The organism is Cryobacterium sp. PH31-O1 (assembly GCF_030063455.1).
In the GTDB taxonomy this organism is placed as follows: Bacteria; Actinomycetota; Actinomycetes; order Actinomycetales; family Microbacteriaceae; genus Cryobacterium.
In genome coordinates, this window is record NZ_JASITB010000003.1 from 1 (window position 1) to 22,414 (window position 22,414).

A 22,414-nucleotide genomic window follows, 5' to 3' on the forward strand; every position below is an offset into this window, starting at 1 on the left:
ACGCATCAAACTCAGCGCGCTCCTCGGGCGAAACCGGCCAAGTACCGTGTGCGGCGAAGAACGGATCGACACTGCCCGACTGCTGGGGGGTGTCGCCGCTCTGGCTCATAGAACAAGTGTACCAAACTCAACCCCTCAAATCGAGGGAATCTCATATACTTTTGGATTTCCATACGAAGCTGAATTCGCACTGCCAGTTGAGTTTTCGGGGCCGGCGAGTGTTGCGCCCCCGTGTTTGATGACCTTTCGGTAGTGCGGTGCTAGCCGGTCGCCAGTAGGCGAGCATCCGTTTGGCTGGCCCGTTTGCGATCGAAGGTGTACAACGTGCGATTCGACGTCATGTCTGCCGACGTCACGAGGTAGCAGTCCTCGAAAAACAATTTAGGATTCCCGACGAACAGAGCCAGGCAAGCCCGCGAAGCTGTTCCGGAACGCGAAGGCGTGCCGGCCCGTCTTTGTGACGCGGTAGAGGAATTCGCCTCTCGAGGGCTGGCCAGCACCCACGCTACGCTGGCGTATGCAACCTTCCCTCTGGCTGGCGCTCGCGGGCGCGGGCGTGCTGATCAGCTTCACCCCCGGCGCGGGCGCGATCAACACCATGAACAACTCGCTGAACAGCGGGTTTCGCCGCTCGATCTGGGGAATCCTGGGGCAGCAGGCGGCCCTCATCGTGCACATTGCCGTGGTGGCGCTCGGTGTCGGGGTTTTGGTTGCGGGATCACCCGTGGTGTTCAACATCATTCGGTTTGCCGGGGCGGCCTATCTGGTGTTTCTGGGCATCCGTCTAATTCTGCACAAGCCCGACCCGACGCGGGATCTGGCTGCGCCGCGCGCCAGGGAGCCGGCTTGGTCGATGTTTCGCCGCGGCCTGTGGGTAAACCTGCTCAACCCCAAGGCGCTCGTCTTCTTTCTCGCGTTCATGCCTCAGTTCATTCGTCCCCAGCAGCCGCTGCTCCCCCAGTATCTGGTGTTGACCGTCACCGTGGTGCTGATCGACGTCCTGGTGATGTGGTTCTTCTTCGCGGTGGCGGCCAAGTCGTTCCAGCGTTTCACCAACACCGCGCGCGGGCAGCTCATCCTGAACCGCACGTTCGGCCTGCTGTACGTGGCCGTCGCCGTCTTGCTGGCGTTGGTGCACTGAGTGACAAGCCTCGGGGCTCAATCACGTTCATCGGCGCGAGTCATGTTCATGATGGCGTCCCCGGCGGCCCGCCCGCGGAACCGGCGATGGGCGGCCTGCCGAGTGACTCCGAGGGCCGACGCGATGCCCTCCCAGCTCACGCCGATGGCGCGGGCTTGCAACACATGAAAGTACTCCCGGTCGTCGAGGTCGCGCCGGGCCTGGGTGACATCGCGAAGTGCTACGAGATGGCCGATCGGGTCATGCGGATGGCCTGTCAGTGTTCCAACCATGTCGTCAGCATATGTTGACAGATAGCTGCCCGTAGCGCAGGACGCGGCGTCGCTCAGCGGGAACGAGACGAGCGCGGCAACCTCGGCGTTTGTCTGCATTCGGGGGCAGGCGACCGGAGGCTAAGCTGCAACGTGTGAAATCTGCAGCCTTTCCCTTTGCTACCGAACGACTGCCGGAGCGCGCGGCCGTAATCGACCTTGAGGCGATCAGGCACAACGTTCGCCACCTCGCAAATCTGGCCGCTCCGGCCCAGCTGATGGCGGTCGTCAAAGCGGATGCCTACGGCCACGGGGTTCTGCCCGTCGCCCGCGCGGCGCTCGAGGCCGGAGCGGACTGGCTCGGCGTGGCGCATATTTCGGAGGCCCTCGCCCTGCGTGCTGGGGCCATCGACGTGCCAATGCTGGCGTGGTTGCACACCACCGACAGCCACTTTCGCGCCGCAATCGCCGCAGATATTGATCTCGGATGCTCGGGGTGGGAATTGCCGTTCATCGTCGCGGCCGCGCAGCAGCAGCGAAAAACCGCACGCATCCATCTGAAGTTTGACTCCGGTCTGGGACGCAATGGCAGCACCCCCGCGGAGTGGGCCGGTTTCGTGGCGCGCGCCCGGCAGGCCGAACTGGCCGGATCAGTGACCGTCGTGGGTGTTTTCTCGCACCTCGCGGTGGCCGACGAGCCCTCCCGCGTCGAGACCGACGAACAGATAGCGGCTTTCACGACAGCCGTTGCGCAGGCGCGGGAAGCGGGACTCCACCCGATGCTGCGGCACCTCGCCAACAGTGCCGGAGTGCTGACCCGTGCGGATACGCACTTCGATCTGGTGCGTGCGGGTCTGGCAATTTACGGCCTGTCACCGTTCGGTGACCGAACCTCGACCGACCTCGGATTGCGCCCGGCCATGACCCTGCGCACGCTGGTATCGGTGTGCAAGGACGTGCCAGCCGAACAGGGCGTCTCCTATGGGCTGAACTACCGCACGACGGCCCCGACGACGCTCGCCCTGATTCCGCTGGGCTACGCCGACGGTATTCCGCGCGTCGCCACGGGAGGGCCGGTACGCATCGGCGGCGTGACCTACCGCGTGGTCGGGCACATCGCCATGGACCAGATGGTGATCGATCTCGGCGTGGCCGCCCTCGTGGCCTCGGGCGCGTCGGTGATCGGTACCGAAGCAGTATTGTTCGGCCCCGGCGACGACGGCGAAGCATCCGTTGACGAGTGGGCGGCTGCGGCCGGAACCATCAACTACGAGGTGGTTACCCGCATCAGCCCCCGCGTTCCCCGCGTGTACCGCAACGTCTGAGACTGGGGCGCGCCTGTTACAGGCGGGGGCGGCCGGCCCAGCGGTCGGCTTTGAGAGCCAGGTGCAGCTCGAGGCGTGCGTACCCGCCGAGCGGATCAACACCCAGCAGGGAACGGATGCGTCCCAGCCGGTTGTAAATACTGGTTCGGTGTAAGTGCAGGTGTTCGGCGACCTCCGCCACGGACCCGTCCTTGTCGTAGAGCAGCTCGAGCACGGGCAGTAGTTCCCGATTTCGGTCGAGTTCCCGCAACTCGGTGAAAAGCGCTGACTCGGACGACGAGACGTCCCGACCCGTGACGGCCAGGAATTGGTAGACCCCGATGGCGCGAAACGATACGAGCGTGCCCAGCTGGGCATCCACCCTGGCCGACTGCACGGCACTCCGCGCCTCGGCGTAGGCATCGGGCAGCCACCGCAGGTCGGAGAAGGGCTCGCTCAGCCCGAGCAGGGCAGGCGCCGCCGCCTGCCCGCCGCGACGGGAGACCTCGAGTTCGAAGCGTCGTCGAACCTCGCTGAGGTCGAAGCCGTCAACCTCGTCGTTGAGCAGCAGTACGGCATGCGTCTCGGTGCCGGCCGAGAACAGCACGGTGTTGATGCCGAGCGTGGCATGAAGTGCGGAGAGCCGGTACAGCAGGCCGCTTTCGGCGGGATCGCGCTGGGCATTGGCACCGCGCTCGAGCAGCGTGGCAAGCCGCCACGGACCGCGCCCGTGGACACCGGGCCAGCCGTCCACCACCACGACGGCATCACGCTCCCCCAGGCAGGCGGCGAGAAATTGTGCCTCGCCGGTGCGACGCACATCGGAATCCGCGCTCGAGCGGTTCAGAAGCATCTCCGCGAGGGCGTCCAATTCCGGGCGGATGATGTGCAGCTCACCCATAATCGTCTCCGGCGTCTGCTCGTCGTCGAGCTGGAGGACCCACAGATAGCCCACCCGGAAGCCACGGGCCAGCAACGGCACGCACACGCGACCCAACATTCCGAGATCGGCGTTGGCCGGAACCGGAACCGGTTTCACGGCCGTCGCGATACCGTGACTGAGCTGCCAGGCACTGACATCGGGCGGAACCAGCTTGCTCAGCAGAAAGTTCGTGCGCACTCGGTCGGCCGTGGACTGATGTGCGCTATACGCGAGCAACAAGCCGTCGAGATCTTCGAGGGAGAGAGCGCGGCCGAGATGCGCAGCGATGACGACCACCGCCTGGTCGATATCGGCCGCTTTCATAGCTTCAATCCTACGCAAGAGGTGTGAACGTCAGGCGACAATCGACGCGCCTTGGCGCTACAAATGTCGAGCCGAATGCGGGGCGGCTACCAAGTGAAACGTGCCTGACCACGGATCTTCACGTTGAAAAACCCCTGCAAAGTGGCAATTTCGGGTGCGTGAGGCGTGTGGCGAGCCAGCCCACAGCACACGTTGTCGCACGGGCAGAGCCAGGGCGACCTCAAAAACCCAGGCTTATCGTTTTCACGCTGACCAAAGTCGATCAGCACGCGTCAAGCAGAAGCAGGAGTTTTCCATGATCATTGGTGTTCCGACCGAAATTAAGAACAACGAGTTCCGGGTGGCCATAACCGCCGCCGGAGTGCACGAAGCCAAACTGCACGGCCATACCGTGCTGGTACAGTCCGGCGCCGGGATCGCCTCCGGCTTCGCCGACGCCGCCTACGCCGCTGCCGGTGCCGAGATCGTCGACACCGCCACCTCGGTGTGGGCAAGCGCCGACCTGATCCTCAAGGTGAAGGAGCCAATCGCCGCCGAGTACTCCTACTTCCGTGAAGGACTGATCCTCTTCACCTACCTGCACCTCGCTGCCGAACCCGAGCTCGCGAAAGCCCTGCTCGAGTCCGGCGTGACCGCAATCGCCTACGAGACCGTGCAGAAGGCCGACCGTTCGTTGCCGCTGCTCGCCCCGATGAGCGAGGTCGCCGGACGCCTCGCCGTTCAGGTCGGCGCCGCGTCGATGACCCGGCCCTGTGGCGGCCCCGGCATCTTGATGGGCGGCGTACCAGGGGTGCGCGCCGCCAAGGTGACCGTGATCGGTGCCGGCGTCGCCGGCTCCAACGCCGCCGCCATGGCGCTCGGCATGGGCGCGGACGTTACCATCCTGGACATCAACATCGACCGCCTGCGCGAGCTCGACGCCCAGTACGCCGGACGTTTGAAGACCATCGCCTCGAACGCCTACGAGATCGACCGGTCGGTGACCGAGGCTGACCTCGTGATCGGCTCCGTGCTGATCCCCGGGGCGAAGGCCCCCAAGCTCGTCACCAACGAGCTCGTGTCGCGGATGAAGCAGGGCTCTGTACTCGTGGACATAGCGGTCGATCAGGGCGGCTGTTTCGAAGGCACCCACGCCACCACCCACGAGGACCCCACCTTCCCCGTGCACGGCTCGATCTTCTACTGCGTCGCCAACATGCCCGGCGCCGTGCCTCAGACCTCGACCCTCGCGCTGACCAATGTGACCCTGGCCCACGCCCTGTCGATTGCCGACCGTGGCGTGCGTGCAGCGTTCGAGCGCGACGCCGCCCTCGCCGGTGGCCTGAACATCGCCGCCGGAAAGGTCGCTAACCGCTCGGTCAGCGTCGCCCTCGACCTGCCGCTCACGCACTGGAGTGACCTCGTCAGGCAGATCGAGCCCGCGCTGGCCTGACAGCGCTTTTCGAGCCGCGCTGGGTAGCGGATGCTGGGCGGGCGTATCGGCCAGCCCCGGCATCCGCTATCCGCTTTTTTCTCAGAGTTCGGAGAACCCGACGCTCTGTCAATCGCCTGGACTACAAGGAAGTATCTCCGATGACGCAATGGAAAACCAACACTCGACCCGCCCCGAATGCACAGCCACACCTGGCCCGATCGCTGTCGAACCGTCATATCCAGCTGATCGCCATCGGCGGCGCGATCGGAACGGGCCTGTTCATGGGCTCAGGGAAGACCATCTCCCTCGCGGGGCCGTCCGTGATCTTCGTCTATATGATCATCGGGTTCATGCTGTTCTTTGTCATGCGGGCCATGGGCGAGTTGTTGCTCTCCAACCTCGACTACAAGTCATTCAGCGACTTCGCTGGTGACCTGCTCGGGCCGTGGGCCGGCTTTTTCACGAGCTGGACATACTGGCTCTGCTGGATCGTGACCGCCATCGCCGAGCTAATCGCTATCGCGTTGTATACGAGCTTCTGGTGGCCCGATCTGCCGCTGTGGATTCCGGCCTTCGGTGCCGTGTTGATTCTGCTTGGCTTCAACCTCACGAGTGTCAAGGCGTTCGGCGAGACCGAATTCTGGTTCGCACTGATCAAGATCGTCGCGATCGTCACGCTCATCATCGTGGGTCTCGTTATGGTGTTCACGAAGTTCCAGTCGCCCGGCGGCACGCCAGCGAGTCTCAGCAACCTGTGGAACGACGGTGGAATGTTTCCGACCGGCCCGATGGGGTTCATCGCCGGCTTCCAGCTCTCCGTGTTTGCGTTTCTCGGAGTCGAGCTCGTTGGCACGACGGCTGCCGAAGCGCAGCACCCGGAGAAGAACCTTCCCAAGGCCATTAACTCGATCCCCATTCGCATCATGTTGTTTTATGTTCTGGCCCTGATCGTGATCATGGCGGTTACGCCGTGGCGCGAGGTCACCGCCGATGTGAGCCCTTTCGTGGCGATGTTCGCCCTAGCGGGGCTCGGCGCGGCCGCGGCCGTTATCAACTTCGTCGTGCTCACGAGTGCGACATCGTCGGCGAATTCCGGACTGTATTCCACATCGAGAATGCTCTTCGGGTTATCGATCGAGGGTACGGCACCTGGGCGTTTTCAACGCCTGAGCCGCCACCGAGTGCCGGCCAACGCGCTGCTGTTCTCGTGCATGTTTCTGCTCGTATCCGCTGTTCTGCTGTATGCGAGCTCGTCAATCATCGCCGTGTTCACCGTGGTGACGACTATGGCATCAGTACTGTTCATCTTTGTGTGGGCCATCATCGTGGTGAGCTACATTGTGTACCGCAGGCGCCGCCCTGGGCTGCACACAGCCTCAAAGTTCAAAATGCCCGGCGGCGTGTATATGTGCTATATCCTGCTCGCGTTCTTCGTCTTCCTGATCTGGGCGCTCACTCAAAAGGCGGACACGCTGCAGGCCCTGCTCATAACACCGGTGTGGTTTATCGGGCTGGGCATCGTCTGGCTGATCATCCGCCGACGCCCCGAACTGGTCGCTCATAAGGAGCTGTACCGGGCGAATGTGCGGGCCGACAAGGCGTCGGCTCTCGCCTTCCGGCGCTGAGCGACGCGCGGCCGAAAGCTGCCCCACGACCCGGGACCCTTCGGGGTGTCGGAACCGGAACTCTTCGCGGTGGCAGCGCGGTCATTTCAACGCTTCACAAACACGGCCCGTGGGCAGTTGATTCTCAACCGCAGGTTCGGCGTGCTCTTCGTGGCCGTCGCACTGCTGCTGGCACTGGTGCACTGACGGATGCTCGGTACGCTGGCCTGATGAGTACCACCGCAACCGCACAACACCGCCCGACCGTACGAGCGGGGATCGTGGGCTTCGTACTCGTAGCGGCATACGCGATCGTCGGGGTGCTGCAGATTCTGGTGTGGAACCCCCTCGCGGCGGTGCCGGGTGCCACGCTCGGGCAGATTCGTGCGGATATGGCACGGGCCAATGAGCACCTCACCGGAACCGGAGTGGTCATCTGGGCGGGAATCGGGATTGCTCTGGCGGCTGTGGTTCTTCTGGTGGCTGCGCTGCGAAAGACGAGCAGGGTCGGGCCGGTGATCGCGGCCTACCTCGTGTTGCTGGTCTTTGCGGCTCCCGGGCATTTGTTCGTGGGATTCGGTCCGGGCATGTCGCTGGCCGACACATTCATGATTTCGGGCGCGGATCATGCGCCGTGGGGCCTTGTGCTCTACGGCGTGAGCGCGGCCGCGTTGGCCGGCTTGATCGTGGTCATCATCCGTGCCGCTCACGCTGCCTCGGTCGTCGCAGAATAGACGGATGACTGACGCCGGCGACTTCGTAGACCGCGCGCTGCAGTACGAAGCCACCTGGGAACGGGCAGCCGAGTGGCAGGCCCGTCTGGGCGGCGTGTTCGAGGTCTACGGCGCCTCGGTGGGCGCCGTGCGCGGAACTATTCGCGACCTCGCCCGCCGGCACAAGAACATGACCCACGACGAGGTGACCGCGCTCAGTTCCGAGCTGTGGCGAGTGCCGGTGTTCGAGCGACGCCTCGCCGCGATCGTGCTGCTGCAGGCGAACGTGGCGCGGCTCGACAACACCGATCTCACCCGCATCGAGGGGTTTCTGCGGGGTGCAACAGTGCCCGAGCTCGCCGACCCGCTCATCTTCGACGTGGTCGTACCGTTGGTGCAGCGGCTAACCGGCGCGAATCGCGCCAGAGCGGATGCAGCGGTAGCCCGCTGGGCGCAGGACGGCGATCCCTCGCTGCTCCGTGCAGCCAATGTCATGCCCCACGCGTAGGCTGCGGGCATGCGCGCAATCATCGTGAACTCCCCCGGCGGCCCAGAAGCCCTGACCCTGCAAACCGTGCCCAACCGCGAGGCGGGGCCCAACGACATTCGCATCAAGGTGGCCGCGGCGGGTGTGAACCGCGCCGACATCATGCAACGTGGGGGCAACTACCCCTCGCCTCCTGGCGCACCGGAATGGCCAGGGCTCGAGGTGTCGGGTCTGGTCACCGAGGTCGGCGATGATGTCACCAGGTTCGGAGTCGGCGACCGGGTCTGCGCGCTTCTGCCCGGCGGCGGTTATGCCACCGAGGTCGTGGTCAACGAAGGCCTGGCGCTGCTGGTGCCACTCTCGATGGACCTCATCGACGCCGCCGCCCTGCCCGAAGCGCTGGCCACGGTGTGGTCGAACGTGTTCATGAGCGCCGAACTCGCCCCAGGCCAGACCCTGCTCGTGCACGGTGGCAGCAGCGGAATCGGCACCACGGCCATTCAGCTGGCCCGCCTCATGGACGCCCGCGTGGCCGTGACGGCCGGTTCCCCCGAGAAGCTCGCCGTGTGTGAGAGTCTCGGGGCCGAAACTCTGATCAACTATCGCGAGCAGGATTTCGTCGCAGAGATCAAGGCCGCCACCGACGTTCACGGCGCTGATGTGATCCTCGACATCATGGGCGGCGGCTACGCGGCGCGCAACATCGAGGCGATTGCGGTGAATGGCACCATCATGGTGATCGCCAACCAGAGCAATGAACCGGCCACGTTCGAGCCAATGCGCCTCATGCACAAGCGTGCCCGCTACTGGGCCACCACGCTGCGAGCACGCTCGCTGGACGAAAGGATCGCAATCGTGCGATCGCTGGAAGCTGCGGTGTGGCCCTGGATCGCCTCGGGCGAGTTTCGACCGGTGATCGACGGCCGTTTTTCTTTCGAAAACGCGGCGGATGCGCATAGCCGGCTGGAATCATCCGCTCACGTCGGCAAGATTTTGCTGGTGCCCTGACCTGGTCCACGCCACCCTGCGCGGCAGGCATCCGTTTTAGGGGGTGTGCACGAGGGTGGTCGCGGCACGCCGCATGGAGGTGGGGTATTCGACCGTGGGCGTTCCGACGCGTACGAGCATCTGGATGGTCTGGCCTTCTGGCGCGTACTGCGCGTGCACTGCCGCGTAGGGCACCGCCATGGTGGGGTATTCCTGCAGCACCTGGCTGAGCGGCTGCATGACGAGCCCGAGGGTGCGGGCCTTCAGCGAGAACTGGGCGTAGAGCATTCCTGCCTGCACCTGCTCGGTGCGGGTGTTGCCGGCGGTACTGATGAGGCCGTAGGCGGCGGTGTGTTCGACAGCGGCCGCGGTCATGGCGATAGCGTTCTTGGCACTCGCAGCGTCACCATTGAGCGAGGGAACGAGGGTGATGAGACCCTGCAGCAGGTACTTCATGAACCCGCTCGTGCCCTGGCCCTCGACGGCGAACCCGGAGCGGGCGTTGTTCTTGGCGCCCTCCGTGGAGTGGAAGACGGCTGCGCTCTCGGCCGTGGCTGCGGCAAATTCGGTTTCGATGAGGGTGCCCTCGACGCCGTAGGCCGCCAAATCGGTCTGGTCTGCGGCGTCGGTGAACAGCTGCAGCGCGGCACCGGTCTCCGTGAGCGCAGAGAGCCCAGCAGTCTGTTCAGCCGTGAGGGCCGCGTCGGTATAGGGTGCCCGGTTCGTGTCGGAGCGAAACAGCGACGCATAGTCGGGAGCCGTGGCCTCCGTGTCGGCGGCGAGGGTGATGCGCGCCACCGGCAAGGTGCTCATCGAGGCCGCGAGGTCGGTTTCGTCGTACTCGCCGTCGGGAAACAGGTCGAAGGTGGTTGCGTAGCCCCGCTCAGCAGCGGAGACGCTGAGGTACTCGAGAAACGTGCCCTGCGAGACCATAACCTGGCGAGCGAGCGGGTCGACGGCGGGTGAGAGCCGGGTCGGGTCGGCATACAGGTAGAGCACGTCGGAGTCATCAGGGTCGAGCGTGACTGTCCACGGCTGCATGTTGTGTCCGCTCGGCGCCAGCAGCGCCTGGGAGATCAGCTTCATGCGCACGTCGGTGAAACCGTCAGCATATGACTGTGCCCACGGCTGCAGGTACGCGGTCGGCACGAAGATGCCGCCAACGGTGAGCACTGCGCCGAGGGAGAACGCGGCGACGGCCACGACGCAACCGACAGTGATGAGAATGACTTTGCGTGCCCGGTGCGGCGCGGTCACGAACGGGCCTGAACGATGTGGAACATGGCTGCCTTCGACGTGGAACAGGAACAGTTCCAGTCAACCGGTCCGCGCCGGGTGGCTCTAGTGCCGAAGGTCCCGATACGACGCACCTAAGGGGGCCGCACCGAACGGTGCGACCCCATTGCAGCTCGAAACTAGGCCGGTTTGTCGGCCGTCTCAGCGGTCTCGGCTGCGGCCAGGCGTGCGGCCTTGGCCTCAGCCTTGGCTGCGGCGGCTGCCACCTTGAGGTCGGCTTCGATTGCATCGACGTAGGCGGTGTGCTTGGCGCCAGGCAGCCAACCCTTGTTGGTGACCTTGACCTGGAAGATGATCGCAGCGACCACAAGCACCACGCCGATGAGAACGGTGAGCATGACACCGACGGCGGTGTTGTCGCCGAGCAGGCTCACGCCGATGAGCGTTCCGAACCAGCCGAAGTCCGCGTCACCGAAGGTGCTGTTGGCGAAGCCGAGGCCGCCCAGCACGAGCAGCAGGATGGCCGGCAGGATGGTGATGAGGATTCCGTTGACGAAACCACCGACCATGGCGCCGATACGACCGCCGGTGGCGTTGCCGTAGACACCGGCGCCACCACCCGTGAAGAAGTGGGGCACCATGCCGGGGAGGATGAGCGCGAGACCGAAGACCGGGCCAAGCCAGATAGCCAGCACGCCGAGGCTGATCAGTCCGCCGGCGAATGACGCCAGAAAGCCGATGAGCACGGCGTTGGCCGCGAACGGGAACACGATCGGGATGTCGAGCGCGGGGCGAGCACCGGGAACGACCTTCTCGGCGATGCCCTGGAAGGCGGGAACGAGCTCGCCGAGGATGGTGCGCACACCGTAGAGAATGATGGCCACACCGACGCCGAACTGCAGGGCCTGGGCGAACGCGGCCATGATGAACGCGCCGGCGTCGGCGGAACCGAACAGGGCGAGGGCATCCGCTCTGGGGAGGGCGATGAGGCCCCAGATGGCGAAGACCATGTAGATGGCGACCATCGAGACGGAGGTGGCCACCATAGAGTCGCGCAGGAAGCGCAGGTTCTGCGGAAAGTTGATGTGCTCGGTGCTCTTGCTTTTCTTGCCGACGGCCTGGCCGACGGCGCCGGCGGCGATGTAACCGAGGGTTCCGAAATGGCCGATCGCAATGGTGTCATCGCCAGTGATGCGCTTGGTCCACGGCTGGGCGAAGGCTGGCATGACCACCATGATCACGCCGAGCAGGCCACCACCGATGACGACGACGAGCCAGCTGAGCTCAGAGCCGAAACCGACCGACAGCACAACAGCGAGCATCATGGCCATGAAAACCATGTGGTGACCGGTGAGGAAGACGTACTTGAGCGGGGTGAACCGCGCGAGAAGCAGCATCACGATGAACCCGACGACAAGAACGTAGGCGCTTGTCGCTCCGAACTCTTCGGCCGCGAGGGCGGTGATGACCTCGTTGGTCGGAATCACACCCTGCGCGCCGGTGACCTGCAGAATGAGGTCGCCGAGCGGCGTGAGTGACGCAACGACCACCCCGGCTCCGGCACCGAGAATGAGGAAGCCGAGGGCAGCCTTGAGGCTGCCGCCAATGATGGTACCGACCGGGCGGCGCAGGGCGATCAGCCCGACGGCGGTGATGATGCCCACCAGATAGGCGGGCACGTTCAAGATCTGCTGGCCGATGAAGTCCAGAATGACTAAGAACCACTCCATGACGGGGTGCTCCCTCTCTTACTCAATTATGCGGTTAGTGAAGCAGGATTATTCGAGTGCGCTGGTGAGCTTTTCGGTGATTTCTTCAAGATCGAAAAAGTTGTCGATGACGATGACCTGGGCGTCGACGTCGCCGATTTCTTCGGCGAGCTCTTCGCTCGTGAGTACGATCTCGGCGTCGCGCGCCATGCCGCGGGCCACACCGATGTCGGCGGCCTCAACATCGGCGTCGATGCCGAGGGTGCGCAGCACTTTTTCGGTGTTCATTTTTAGGAGAACGGATGTACCTATCCCCATTCCGCAGACCGCGATGATCTTCATGAGTGTGCCTTTCCAGTGAGCAGTTCGGGGTTGGACATGAGTGCGAGCACTTGGGCTGGCGAGTCGGCCGCCTGAAGCGCGGCAAGCAGTTCGGCGTTCATCAGCACCCCTGCGAGTGCCTGCATCATCTCGAGGTGGCCCTCGTGGTCGGGGGCGGCCAGCCCGATGACGAGCGACACCGGGTCGTTTTTCTTGTGGCCGAAGCGCACCGGCTCGTCGAGGCTTACCCAGCTGAGTCCGGCGCGAAGTACGGCGGGTGAGGGGCGGGAGTGCGCGATGGCCAGGCCGGGAGCGATGACTATATACGGGCCGAGCTTTTCGACGGCGGCGATCATCTCGTTCGTATATTCATCGGTGGTAACACCGCCCGCTACGAGGGCATCACCGGCGAGGGTAATCGCGGCCTGCCAGTCGGTCACGGTGGCGTGCGTGCGAATAGACGCCTCGTCGAGCTCGGCTGCGAGATTGACCGCCATGTCGTGACTCCTTGGTTCTGGCCTTCAAACTGCAAGACCACATCGTCTGCCCCAAAATGCTTGGTGCCGTGCACCGAGCCTAGTGCGCAACCGGAACTTTTGTCTACAAGTGATCCGAAGTCGGGACGAAAGACCCTAACGGGTGAGGCGGCTGATGCGATCCGCATCGAACAAAGCGTCCTGGGCGATGAGTGATGCTCCCAATACACCTGCCTTGTTGCCGAGACGGCTCTGCGCAACGGTGAGGTCGGTGCCCGAGAATGCTCGCACCCGCGAGAGCAGGGCGTCGCGCAGGGACGACAGGTAGGGGTCGCCAGCCTCGGCGAGCTGGCCTCCGATGACGATCATGGCGGGGTTGAGCAGGCCGGCGACGTCGACGAGGGCGTGCCCGATCTCGGTGCCGGCCGCTGTGAGCAGCCGCACGGCATCGGGTGAGCCCATACGCGAGAGCGCCACGATGTCGCCGGTCGTGCGTATGCGATAGCCGAGGGCGTTGAGCTCGCGGCGAATGGCATAGCCGCTCGCAACGGCCTCGAGGCACCCCTGCTGCCCGCAGCTGCACAGCTCGGTGCCGGAGCGAAAGCTGTGCGAGAAGTCGCCGGCACCGCCGCGGGCACCCCGGTAGACCCGGCCGTCAAGCACGAGCGCGCAGCCGATGCCGAGCCCAACTTTGAGCACTGTGAGGTCCCGGTGCTCCGGCCAGCCGAGCCGCGATTCCGCGACCGCCATGATGTTCACGTCACGGTCGACGGCGAAAATGGCCGAGTAGTGCGCCGGAAAGAAATCCTGCACCAGCACGTCGTTCCACTGCTCGTCGATCTGGGGAGCGGCGAGCCGGCCGGTCGCGGCATCCACCGGGCCTGGTACGCCCACGCCGATGCCCCGCACGTCAGTGCGGGTCTTACCGAGCTGGCGCAGCAGGTAGTCGAAGACCTGGTTGGCCCAGGTGAACACGGTGTCGGGGCCCTCCCACAGGCCGATATCGGCCTCGTCCTCGATGAGGATCGTCGAGACCAGATCGGTGACAGCCACCCGCGTGTGCGAGCCGCCGATGTCCACGCTCAGCAGCAGGCCGGCGTCCTTGTTGATCGCAAAGCTCTCGGCTGGACGACCGCCGCGGGAATCGCTCTGGCCGGCGCCGATGATTATGCTGGCCGCGAGCAGTTCGTCGAGGCGGCGAGCCAGAGTGATGCGTGACCAGCCGAGCTCGTCGATCAGGGCCGGGCGGGTGGTTGCGGTGCCCGCGCGAATGAGGTCGAGCACGACGCCCGACCCGGTCGACATAACGTGTGCCACCCGGAGCTCCTCTGATTGACTTAAGTATAGAAATATACCAATGTGTGAAGTATGACTGTGAAACCTCGTACTGTCACCATCGACGCCGATGCTGACCGTACCGCCGAAGCCCGGGCAGTAGCCGCCGCCATCGCTATCCCCGCCCATGTCGTGCAGTCGAAGGGCCATGGCCATGGCGGTACCGCGATGGCGCTCGCCCCACTGTCCCATGTGTTGTTCTCCCGCGTGCTGCGTCACAGCCCGAGCACCCCGCACTGGGTCGCGCGCGACCGGTTCGTGCTCAGTGCGGGGCACGCCAGCTTGCTGCTCTACGTGCAGTTGTTTCTCACCGGCTACGGCCTGACCCTTGACGATCTTGCGGCCAGTCGCACGCTCAATTCACGCACTCCCGGGCATCCCGAGCATGGTCACACGGTGGGCGTCGAAATGAGCACCGGTCCGCTCGGGCAGGGTGTGGCATCCGCTGTGGGAATGGCGATAGCCGCGCGCAAAGAGACCGCGACCTTCACACCCGGCTCGACTCTGCTCGACCACACCCTCTGGGTGGTCGCCGGCGACGGATGCCTGCAGGAGGGCGTCTCCGCGGAAGCCTCGAGCCTCGCCGGAACGCTAGGCCTCGACAACCTGGTACTGATCTGGGACGACAACGGCGTGACCATCGATGGCCGCACCACGGATGCCTTCGATGAAGACGTGCGCGCGCGCTACCGCGCCTACGGCTGGCGGGTGCTTGAAATTGCTGACCCGACCGACCTCGACGAGATCGAACGGATGCTGCGCCTCGCCGCCACCCGCACCGGTCGCCCCACCCTGATAGCCGTCTCTACCACCATCGGAGCACCCTCGGGCCTGTTCGGCGGGCAACCGGCTGCGCACTCCGGTGGATTCGGGGCCGACGAGCTCGCGGCCGTTAAACGCACCCTCGGCTTCGATGCTGAGGCCACTCTCGAGCAACTCGTCTCCCCTGAGACACTCGCTTTCTGTCTACGGGCAGTGGATCGCGGGCTCGGTCTCGAGGCAGACTGGGGCGCGGATTTTGCCGCGTGGGCCGGTGAAAACCCCGACGAGGCTGCGACCTGGCTCGCGTTTCGCTCTGGCACGGATCAGGCGGCCGCCTCGGCAGCGCTCGACGCGGTAGAGCTGCCGGCACCCGGCACCCTGGTGGCAACCCGCAAAACGAACGGACACGTTATTCAGGCGCTCACGCCCGCAATGGCTCTCTGGGGAGGCTCCGCCGACCTCAGCGGTTCCACCAGCGTGACAGTGCCTGGCACGGCTGTTTCGGCGACGAACCCCGGCGGGGACTTCATTCATTTCGGCATTCGTGAGCACGCCATGGCCGCCATTCTGAACGGCATCGCCCTGGCCGGACCGTGGCGCCCGTTCGGCTCGACCTACCTCGTCTTCAGCGACTACCTGCGCCCAGCCATGCGGCTGGCCGCCATCATGCGCCTGCCCGTCGTCTACGTCTTCACCCACGATTCCGTCGCGGTCGGCGAGGACGGCCCCACCCACCAGCCGATTGAGCAGATCGCGTCGCTGCGCACAGTGCCGCGCCTGGCCGTCATCAGGCCAGCGGATGCCGCCGAAACCGTTGCCGCCTGGCGTCGCGTCGTCGCCCGCCCCGACGGGCCGGCCGCCCTCGTGCTGTCGCGCCAGGACGTACCGGCGCTGGGCGAGCGCGACGGGCTCGCTGCCGGCGTCGCTGCCGGCGGCTATGTGGCCTGGCAGAACGGAACCGGCCAGGACCTGGCCCTCATCGCAACCGGCAGCGAGGTGTCCGTCGCGATCGCGGCGGCCGAACAGCTCAGCGCTGACGGCCTGGCCGTGCGCGTGGTGTCAATGCCGTGCGTGGAGTGGTTTGCCGACGCTGACGCTGCCTACCGCGATGAGGTACTGCCGCCGAACCTGCACGCCCGCGTGGCCGTTGAAGCCGGGCGCAGCGAGGGCTGGTGGCGTTTTGTCGGGCTGCACGGCGAGGTCATCGGCATCGATGAGTTTGGCGAATCGGGCAGCGGGCCTGAGATCATGGCGCTGCGCGGTGTGACCGTGGAGACCGTGGTGGCAGCGGCGCGGCGCACGCTGGCTGGCGGCATCCGCTCCTAGCGAGGCGCGGCCCTCTACGATCGAAGGCATGGCACTCATTTATGACGCAGCTTTGCAGCCCTCGAAATCCGAAATCATCACGAACTGGGCGCCGAACCAACCCTGGTTCCAAGGCGATGGTGCGGCAACGGCCGTGTTCGTTGCTTCCTTTCGTTTCGACGATCCGGCGGATGCCGTTGGCGTCGAGACGCATCTGGTGCGCTTTGGAGCGGGACCGCTTCTGCAAATTGCGCTGACTTACCGGGGCGCGCCGCTGGTCGGCGGCGAAGCGTGGCTTATCGGAACGATGACGCACTCCATACTTGGAAATCGATGGATCTATGATGCCACCGGTGATCCGGTCTATCTGGCCACCGTCGCCGCAGCAGCGCTCACCGGCGGGCAGCAGGCTGACCAGTTTCTGTACGGTGCGAACGCGCTGACACCGCTGGCATTGACGGCTACCGTTCGCGGCAGCGGTGCCACCAGCCTGATCGTGCCCGAGGTCTCTGCGCCCATTGTCACCGCCAACGAAGGCCGAACCACCGTGGCAACCATGGGCACTCTCAGTGTCACCGTTCTGCGAGTGCTCAGTGACGCCGTTCATGAGGCACAAGCGGGGCAGGTTGCCACACTATCGGGCATCTGGGCCGGTCAGGACGAACCGTGCCTTCTCGTTGCTGTGGGGGTGTTGTCCCACTAAGCGTGGGAAGAAGCTGTCGGCGACGCCCGGCAGGTAGATCGTCATGGTGTTGCACGACTTGAACCTCGAGAGCCGGGTGATTTGCTGTGGAATGGCGATAACTGCGCGCACGTGGACGGCCACCTTCACCCCCCGCATCCGCTCTGCTCGACGTCTTGGGTGAAGGCGGTCGAGGTCTTGCCGAGCTAACGTCGGGGCCCGAGGGTGATGGTCGCGACGTTCTCCACCAGCGGATGTTGGTGGTCGCGGTCGGCTATCACGCCCTTCTCCCACCAGATTTTCAGTCCGTCGGGGGTGTCTTCCAGACTCGCCAGACAGTTGTCAAACCACGGGCCGGTGATGCCCTCCCATCGAAACGGCGGCGATTTGACCCCGGCAGAGCGGGCCAGAACGGCGGTCAACCGCGTGGCTATTCCATAGGCGAGCACGGCGGAGAAGGAACGCATAAAAACGGGTAGCGGATTTCGAATCGGCGAGCAGATGGCTTGCACGATGCGGCTGCCCGACGTGCGCTCGACCTCCGAGACGGTCGAGTAGTGCACGTCGCCCGACAAAAATGTGACCGTCTGTGGCGCCGGACCGCGCTGGCCATCGGCCACTTCCGTGGCCATCCGTGCCAGCTCGCGGAAACTGCGCTGGAAGGCACCCCAATGCTCCAAATCGACCAGCTGGCGCAGTCGTTCGCCAACCCGCGCGGCCGGTTTACCCCAAGCCCCTTCCGAGACAGCTTCATCCCACGATTCCAGATGGTGGAGCCCGGGAGGTAACAAAAACGGTAGAGAGGTACCGATCAGCAGGTGACGGAAGCCTCCGCGCATCCTCTCGTTCAACCAAGCCGTCTCATCGTCGTCGAGCAGTGCGCGCCGAGCGGGCTCCAGCTGCCTGGCTGCGCGGGAGTCGATCACGATCAGTCGAACGTCGTTGATATCCCGGCAGTAACTCCACCGGTAACTCGTGGGCTCTTGATCACACCGCTGGGCAAAGGCGTCGAGCGTGGCACTGATATCGAGTTCTGACTCGCTGTCGTGGGACGCAATATCACGCCATATTTCATCGTCGGCTCGTTCGACGGGTGACATGTTGCCGAGGTGTTGGTACACCCAGTACGAGGCGAACCCCGCCACGATGCGCCCCGGCCACCACGTCGTCGCCTCCATCTCCTGCTTCCAGCTCAGCGAGGTATTCCAGTCGTCGCGAATGTCGTGGTCATCGAAAATCATGGCGGTCGGCACGGTCGACAGCAGCCAGCGGTTCGCTTCGTCGGACCACGCCAGGCGGTAGAGGTGGGCGTATTCTTCGTAGTCGGCCAGTTCCTTGCCGGGCGGCTCGCTGATGTCGCGTCGAGCGCGAATGAACTCCTGCATCTTCTTCGTGGTCAGGTCGGCATAGACCTGATCGCCGAGAAAGAGGATCAGGTCTGGACGCGGCACCGCCTTGCCCGGGGAGGCCAGCCTTAAGGCACAGGCCCGAAGAGCATCAACGCCGTGAGTGCGGTTACCCTCGGCGTCATGAGGAACGCTGGTGCGGCAGGAACCAAACGACAGCCGAAGCGCATGCTCGCTTCCCAGCGTCGCGATGACGGATGCCGGAAACGAGGACTCCGTATCGGGCCACACCGGGGTGCCGTCGATCTCCACCGTGTACGGCAGCGTCGAATCGGGTTGCAAGCCGTCCACGTGCACGAGGGCGTAGTGGTGCCCGTGCACGGCGAAGGTGCGCGCTGACCACGAGCGACCAGCGGCATTCACGGTGACGTGGCCGGCATCCCGTGTCTCGAACCAGACGCTCGCCGAAACGTCGTCGACGTACCGCATCATCGGGCCGAGGATTAAGGGAGAACTCGTCATGAGTAATTTCTACCGCTCCAACTCCGCGGTGGCTACACCCGGGGCCGGTCTTCGCTGCTGATCTACACGCTGCCGTTCAACGGGCAGTCGCGGGCACCCGCCTCATTCTGATCGGGTACTGAGGGCGCAGAGGCAGTGCGTAACGGCGAAGAAGCGGCCGACCAAACCGGTATTTCGTCAGCCGGCGCATTTTTGTTCACGTCTTTCGCAGACGTGCCGGCCCTGCCACATTGGCTCCGCTTAGACTCACCGAATGCCCCGCCTCGTAGTCGTTCTGCCGCTCGCACCGCTTGAAACCGGAGCGCGTTTCGCCGTCGCCGCGTGGCCGCTGCACATCACCGTGCTCGCCCCCTTCGAAACGGATGCCGCGCCCGCCGAGATCGCGCGCGTTACCGCGGCCGCGCTGGCCGGGTTTCTGCCATTGACTGTGGTCGCGGGTACCGACGAACTATTTGGCCGTCATCACGACATTCCGGTGACCCTGATCGACGACAATGCTGAGTTGACGCGGCTGCACGACCTGCTGGTCGAGGCGCTGCGGCCACTCGCCTGCACGCCCAGCCATTCGGCTTTCACCGGACCGAACTTTCGGGCGCACGTCACCGTGAAGTCGCAGGGGCGCGTGTACGCGGGCGACGAACTCAGCCTCAGCCAGATCGCCCTCGTCGATATGGCGCCGCGGGCTTCGACGAGTGGGCGCACAGTGCTCGCGACGCTCGAGCTGGTTTCGACCGGGGAGTAGCGCGTGGCTCTGGCGTGCTTTGCCGAAGAGTACGCTCGAAACGTGTTGTCCCGCGATCTGATTCGACTGTACCCCGAGCTCTACCACGTCGCCGCCGACGACAGCTGGCCCGCCATCGAACGGCACGGGCTGCTCAGTCCGGCAGCGCTTGTGACCCGCTGGGGCGTCAAGCAGGGAGCTCCCCAGGCCGCCATTCTCGGTAAACGGCGCGGTGAGTCACGCGTGCTGGAGCATGCGGAATACGGCACCGCGGTCATCCGTCACCAGAAGGCCATTCATGAGCCCTCGCTCGAGGACGCCCTCGAAGACATGACACTCGCCGAATGGTACGCGGCCCTCAACGACCGCGTATTTTTTCACCTGCAGCCGCGGCTGCTGCGCGACCTGCTAAACGCCCGCTCCTATCGGGATGACGCCCACACCGTGATCACCCTGAACACCAAGAGCCTGGTCGCCGCCCACGAGAACGAGATCGAGCTGAGCGCCATTAACTCCGGCTTCGCTCAGCGGCACAGCAAGGAGGAGCGCGGGCGGGAAACCTTCGAGTCGATCGAGGACTACCGGCATCCGACCCGGTCGCACGCGGTGACCAAGGGGCAGGATATCGCCGAACTCGCCATCCCCCGTGGGGTGCGTGACCTGCGCGACCACGTCGTTCGCGTCGAGCGGATGCGTGAGGGCACGGTTCTCGAACGCCTCGCCTGACCCCCCGGGTTCAGCGGGCGGCGAGGTACTCGACAGCGGTGACGATGAGGGGCGAGGCCGCCAGCGCGAGCACGGTCGCGGCCGCAGCGGCGGCGAGAACGGTGAACGTCGTGCGCCGGGTGCGGGCGGCTGCAACCTGCTGTTCGAGCGCGGAAAACCGGGCGTGCAGGTGCGCCGGAGCGAGCGGCTGGCCGGTCGCACGCCAGGTCGCCGGGTCGTCGACGAGCGCGGTGAGCGCGGCCTGCTGCTCGGCGCTGAGCACCTGCGGGCGCCCAACGAGCCACCGGCGCAGACGTGGCGAGTCGATGACCGTCACGGCATTGGGCTTGCCTGCAAGCAGAATCTTGTGCGGGTTGACCAGCACGATCACGGGCTGAACGACGGCGGCCACCGGCATCGCTGCGGCGAGCAGCGCGGTGATCTGGGCTGATTCGAACCGGGCATCGCGCAGGTACGGCATGGCGTGTTCGCCGATCGGAATCGAACGCAGCGACCCGGTCAGGTCGCGATCCCAGTGCGTCTTCGAATTGATCGAGAAAATTCCGCCCGGACCGACGACGAGGTGATCGACCCAGAATGCCGTGTTGCGAATGGGCAGGGAATGATAAACGCTGTAGCCCTCGGGGAGCCGTCCAAGAATGTCACCGACAATCATCTCGGCCTGCGCGGCGCGCAACCAGCTCAGCTCGTTCGCGTCGAGCGGCGAGGCGCCCAGGGTGCGGGCGAGCCGGGAGCGCGGCGGCCGATCGCCGTGCTGGCGGAGCAGTTCCTCGATGACGGACTGCCCGGCAAACCGACCGGGAGCGATGGGCATGACCGGTGCCACCGAGCGTGCGGGTTCGCTGTCACGAGCGGGAACTCCAGCGCCAAGAATTGTCATAGCCACGTTCACTTGCCTCACCACGGGTTTGCACCCCCGTACTATCGTGGCCCCGACACCCGCCGATTCCGTATAGACAATCGGCCGTGTTCCAGCATCGGTTAGCAGTTCCTAAGTAATTCTCATTCGGGTCTGGAGCGATGCGGGAGGCTGGCACGGAGCATCCGCTGCCAATAGAGGGGCGGGACCCCCACGCTGCTCCCCCGCTAAGCAGGGCAACGTCGGCTAGCCTGAAAGTCACCCCACCGATTGGATTCGATCGTGAAACACCTGACTTTCAACGTTTGCGCGATCGCGGGACTCGGTTTCAGCGGCCTGGCTGTGCTTCTACTGCTAGCCAATCTGCTCTCGGGTAACCAATTCGTTGACGTCATCTTGCCGGCAGCCGTGGTGTCGCTCCTTGTGGGCGGAGCCTTCTCGGTGCGCGCGCGCCTGCTCTCAGCCAAGGGGAACGGGCCAGCCAAACGCTAGCTGCCAGTGCCCAGATCGGCACGCGGCACGATCGACGGGCGAACACCCCAGGTCAGCGGGTTGTCGATCACGGCGGCGAGTTCCATGCGTTCGATCGGGCGTAACACCTGCGGGCGCGCGGCCAGCCAATCGCCGAGCATGGCGGCGCCGAGCACCGGAACGGGCGGCGTCCTGCCCGAGCTCAACCGCCCGGGCGCCCACAGGGCGCGGGTGGTGAGCACGACGAAGGCCGGCTGCACCGCGGTGCGCAGCGGCAGCCGACCGCGCAGCAACATTGTCAGGCGACGCGCGGAGGCTTCGGTGGCAGTTAGTTGCGGGGAGCGCTGCCCGAACACTGTGTGGCGGCTCATCCAGGCGATCTGGCCGTCATAGACCTGGGCGTGCAGCGCGAAAACGCCGCCCGGTCCTACCAGCAGTCGCGCCGCGCTCGCCCCGTCACCACCCAGCGAAGTAAATGCGGCCCAGTGTTCCGGCAACGTCGCGAGCAGCGTGTCGACGGCGATTTCGTTGCGCGCACGGGCCAGCGCCACGTCGGTCGGCGAGGCGGCGGCCTGCCGTGTCACACGGGCGAACAGCGAGGCTGGGTCGGTCGATGATCGAGGCGCTCCGGTGCGAGTCGATTCGGGCAATTCCGGCGGCGTCACCAGACGGCGCCGAGTGGAGAGTATGTGAGTCATGAGTGCTCCTCGCCGGGTTCTATATCTTGCCAGTGCCGCCCTCGCGGCAAGACCCCCCAGAATGGGTGACTTTTCACCAAGAGGATGCCGCCCCGGTT

Annotated in this window: 22 protein-coding genes and 1 pseudogene; 13 read left to right on the forward strand and 10 right to left on the reverse strand. The window is 65.1% G+C overall.

From position 1 onward, the window contains the following. Nucleotides 1-517 precede the first annotated feature (517 nt). A complete protein-coding gene (locus tag QMK31_RS07250; RefSeq protein ID WP_283500280.1) occupies nucleotides 518-1,141 on the forward strand; it encodes a LysE family translocator in 624 nt (207 codons plus the stop codon). A gap of 17 nt (nucleotides 1,142-1,158) precedes the next feature. On the opposite strand, the gene QMK31_RS07255 is transcribed toward QMK31_RS07250, so the two are convergent. Next, a complete protein-coding gene (locus tag QMK31_RS07255) occupies nucleotides 1,159-1,512 on the reverse strand; it encodes a hypothetical protein (protein ID WP_283500281.1) in 354 nt (117 codons plus the stop codon). Nucleotides 1,513-1,547: 35 nt separating this feature from the next. Here QMK31_RS07255 and alr point away from each other — a divergent pair, with 35 nt between their 5' ends. Next, nucleotides 1,548-2,717 (forward strand): alanine racemase, encoded by a 1,170-nt coding sequence (gene alr / locus QMK31_RS07260; RefSeq protein WP_283500282.1) that lies wholly within the window; start codon nucleotides 1,548-1,550, stop codon nucleotides 2,715-2,717. 16 nt (nucleotides 2,718-2,733) lie between these two features. On the opposite strand, the gene QMK31_RS07265 is transcribed toward alr, so the two are convergent. Beyond that, complete coding sequence (locus QMK31_RS07265; RefSeq protein ID WP_283500283.1) at nucleotides 2,734-3,942, reverse strand: PucR family transcriptional regulator; 1,209 nt, start codon at nucleotides 3,940-3,942, stop codon at nucleotides 2,734-2,736. Between the two features lie 295 nt (nucleotides 3,943-4,237). Here QMK31_RS07265 and ald point away from each other — a divergent pair, with 295 nt between their 5' ends. The 6 genes and pseudogenes from ald to QMK31_RS07295 all read left to right on the forward strand — a co-directional run bounded on the left by ald (nucleotide 4,238) and on the right by QMK31_RS07295 (nucleotide 9,168). Next, the gene (gene ald / locus QMK31_RS07270) at nucleotides 4,238-5,374 is read left to right on the forward strand and encodes an alanine dehydrogenase (RefSeq protein ID WP_283500284.1); all 1,137 of its coding nucleotides are present in this window, start codon (nucleotides 4,238-4,240) and stop codon (nucleotides 5,372-5,374) included. Nucleotides 5,375-5,514: 140 nt separating this feature from the next. After that, a complete protein-coding gene (cycA, locus tag QMK31_RS07275) occupies nucleotides 5,515-6,981 on the forward strand; it encodes a D-serine/D-alanine/glycine transporter (RefSeq protein ID WP_283500285.1) in 1,467 nt (488 codons plus the stop codon). Nucleotides 6,982-7,044: 63 nt separating this feature from the next. Then, a pseudogene (locus QMK31_RS07280) lies at nucleotides 7,045-7,167 on the forward strand (lysine transporter LysE); the annotation flags it as partial. 23 nt (nucleotides 7,168-7,190) lie between these two features. Further along, a complete protein-coding gene (locus QMK31_RS07285; RefSeq protein WP_283500286.1) occupies nucleotides 7,191-7,694 on the forward strand; it encodes a hypothetical protein in 504 nt (167 codons plus the stop codon). 4 nt (nucleotides 7,695-7,698) lie between these two features. Then, nucleotides 7,699-8,181 (forward strand): DNA alkylation repair protein, encoded by a 483-nt coding sequence (locus QMK31_RS07290; protein ID WP_283500287.1) that lies wholly within the window; start codon nucleotides 7,699-7,701, stop codon nucleotides 8,179-8,181. A 9-nt stretch (nucleotides 8,182-8,190) separates the two neighbouring features. Beyond that, nucleotides 8,191-9,168, forward strand: a complete 978-nt coding sequence (locus tag QMK31_RS07295) for an NAD(P)H-quinone oxidoreductase (protein WP_283500288.1) — start codon at nucleotides 8,191-8,193, stop codon at nucleotides 9,166-9,168. 36 nt (nucleotides 9,169-9,204) lie between these two features. On the opposite strand, the gene QMK31_RS07300 is transcribed toward QMK31_RS07295, so the two are convergent. From QMK31_RS07300 to QMK31_RS07320, 5 genes are all read right to left on the reverse strand, one after another. Beyond that, entirely contained in the window at nucleotides 9,205-10,404 is a 1,200-nt protein-coding gene (locus QMK31_RS07300) for an Acg family FMN-binding oxidoreductase (protein ID WP_283500289.1), read from the reverse strand. Between the two features lie 158 nt (nucleotides 10,405-10,562). Continuing rightward, nucleotides 10,563-12,113, reverse strand: coding sequence for a PTS ascorbate transporter subunit IIC (gene ulaA, locus QMK31_RS07305; RefSeq protein ID WP_283500290.1), 1,551 nt, complete (start codon nucleotides 12,111-12,113; stop codon nucleotides 10,563-10,565). Between the two features lie 48 nt (nucleotides 12,114-12,161). Further along, nucleotides 12,162-12,434 carry a PTS sugar transporter subunit IIB gene (locus tag QMK31_RS07310; protein ID WP_283500291.1) on the reverse strand — a complete coding sequence of 91 codons (273 nt, stop codon included), beginning with the start codon at nucleotides 12,432-12,434 and terminating at the stop codon, nucleotides 12,162-12,164. Next, nucleotides 12,431-12,910 (reverse strand): PTS sugar transporter subunit IIA, encoded by a 480-nt coding sequence (locus QMK31_RS07315; protein ID WP_283500292.1) that lies wholly within the window; start codon nucleotides 12,908-12,910, stop codon nucleotides 12,431-12,433. Before QMK31_RS07315 ends, QMK31_RS07310 begins: the two co-directional genes overlap by 4 nt. Before the next feature lie 135 nt (nucleotides 12,911-13,045). Continuing rightward, complete coding sequence (locus tag QMK31_RS07320; protein WP_283500293.1) at nucleotides 13,046-14,206, reverse strand: ROK family protein; 1,161 nt, start codon at nucleotides 14,204-14,206, stop codon at nucleotides 13,046-13,048. Between the two features lie 51 nt (nucleotides 14,207-14,257). Here QMK31_RS07320 and tkt point away from each other — a divergent pair, with 51 nt between their 5' ends. Then, nucleotides 14,258-16,312: a transketolase gene (gene tkt / locus QMK31_RS07325; protein ID WP_283500294.1), complete on the forward strand. Its 2,055-nt coding sequence runs from the start codon at nucleotides 14,258-14,260 to the stop codon at nucleotides 16,310-16,312. Between the two features lie 28 nt (nucleotides 16,313-16,340). After that, on the forward strand, nucleotides 16,341-16,994 hold the full coding sequence (locus QMK31_RS07330; RefSeq protein ID WP_283500295.1) for a CG0192-related protein: 654 nt from the start codon (nucleotides 16,341-16,343) through the stop codon (nucleotides 16,992-16,994). Nucleotides 16,995-17,179: 185 nt separating this feature from the next. Here QMK31_RS07330 and QMK31_RS07335 read toward each other — a convergent pair whose 3' ends face one another. Further along, the gene (locus QMK31_RS07335; RefSeq protein WP_283500296.1) at nucleotides 17,180-18,841 is read right to left on the reverse strand and encodes an alkaline phosphatase D family protein; all 1,662 of its coding nucleotides are present in this window, start codon (nucleotides 18,839-18,841) and stop codon (nucleotides 17,180-17,182) included. A gap of 253 nt (nucleotides 18,842-19,094) precedes the next feature. On the opposite strand from QMK31_RS07335, the gene QMK31_RS07340 reads away from it, so the two are divergent. Together QMK31_RS07340 and QMK31_RS07345 are read left to right on the forward strand one after the other, a co-directional pair. After that, nucleotides 19,095-19,583: a 2'-5' RNA ligase family protein gene (locus tag QMK31_RS07340; RefSeq protein WP_283500297.1), complete on the forward strand. Its 489-nt coding sequence runs from the start codon at nucleotides 19,095-19,097 to the stop codon at nucleotides 19,581-19,583. A 42-nt stretch (nucleotides 19,584-19,625) separates the two neighbouring features. Further along, a complete protein-coding gene (locus QMK31_RS07345; RefSeq protein ID WP_283500298.1) occupies nucleotides 19,626-20,288 on the forward strand; it encodes a DUF7002 family protein in 663 nt (220 codons plus the stop codon). A gap of 10 nt (nucleotides 20,289-20,298) precedes the next feature. Here QMK31_RS07345 and QMK31_RS07350 read toward each other — a convergent pair whose 3' ends face one another. Beyond that, the gene (locus QMK31_RS07350) at nucleotides 20,299-21,168 is read right to left on the reverse strand and encodes a nuclease-related domain-containing protein (RefSeq protein ID WP_283500299.1); all 870 of its coding nucleotides are present in this window, start codon (nucleotides 21,166-21,168) and stop codon (nucleotides 20,299-20,301) included. Nucleotides 21,169-21,429: 261 nt separating this feature from the next. Between QMK31_RS07350 and QMK31_RS07355 the strand changes: the two genes are divergently transcribed. After that, nucleotides 21,430-21,639, forward strand: a complete 210-nt coding sequence (locus QMK31_RS07355; RefSeq protein ID WP_283500300.1) for a hypothetical protein — start codon at nucleotides 21,430-21,432, stop codon at nucleotides 21,637-21,639. Here QMK31_RS07355 and QMK31_RS07360 read toward each other — a convergent pair. Continuing rightward, the gene (locus QMK31_RS07360; protein ID WP_283500301.1) at nucleotides 21,636-22,316 is read right to left on the reverse strand and encodes a hypothetical protein; all 681 of its coding nucleotides are present in this window, start codon (nucleotides 22,314-22,316) and stop codon (nucleotides 21,636-21,638) included. The two genes, QMK31_RS07355 and QMK31_RS07360, sit on opposite strands and share 4 nt — an antisense overlap. Nucleotides 22,317-22,414 lie beyond the last annotated feature (98 nt).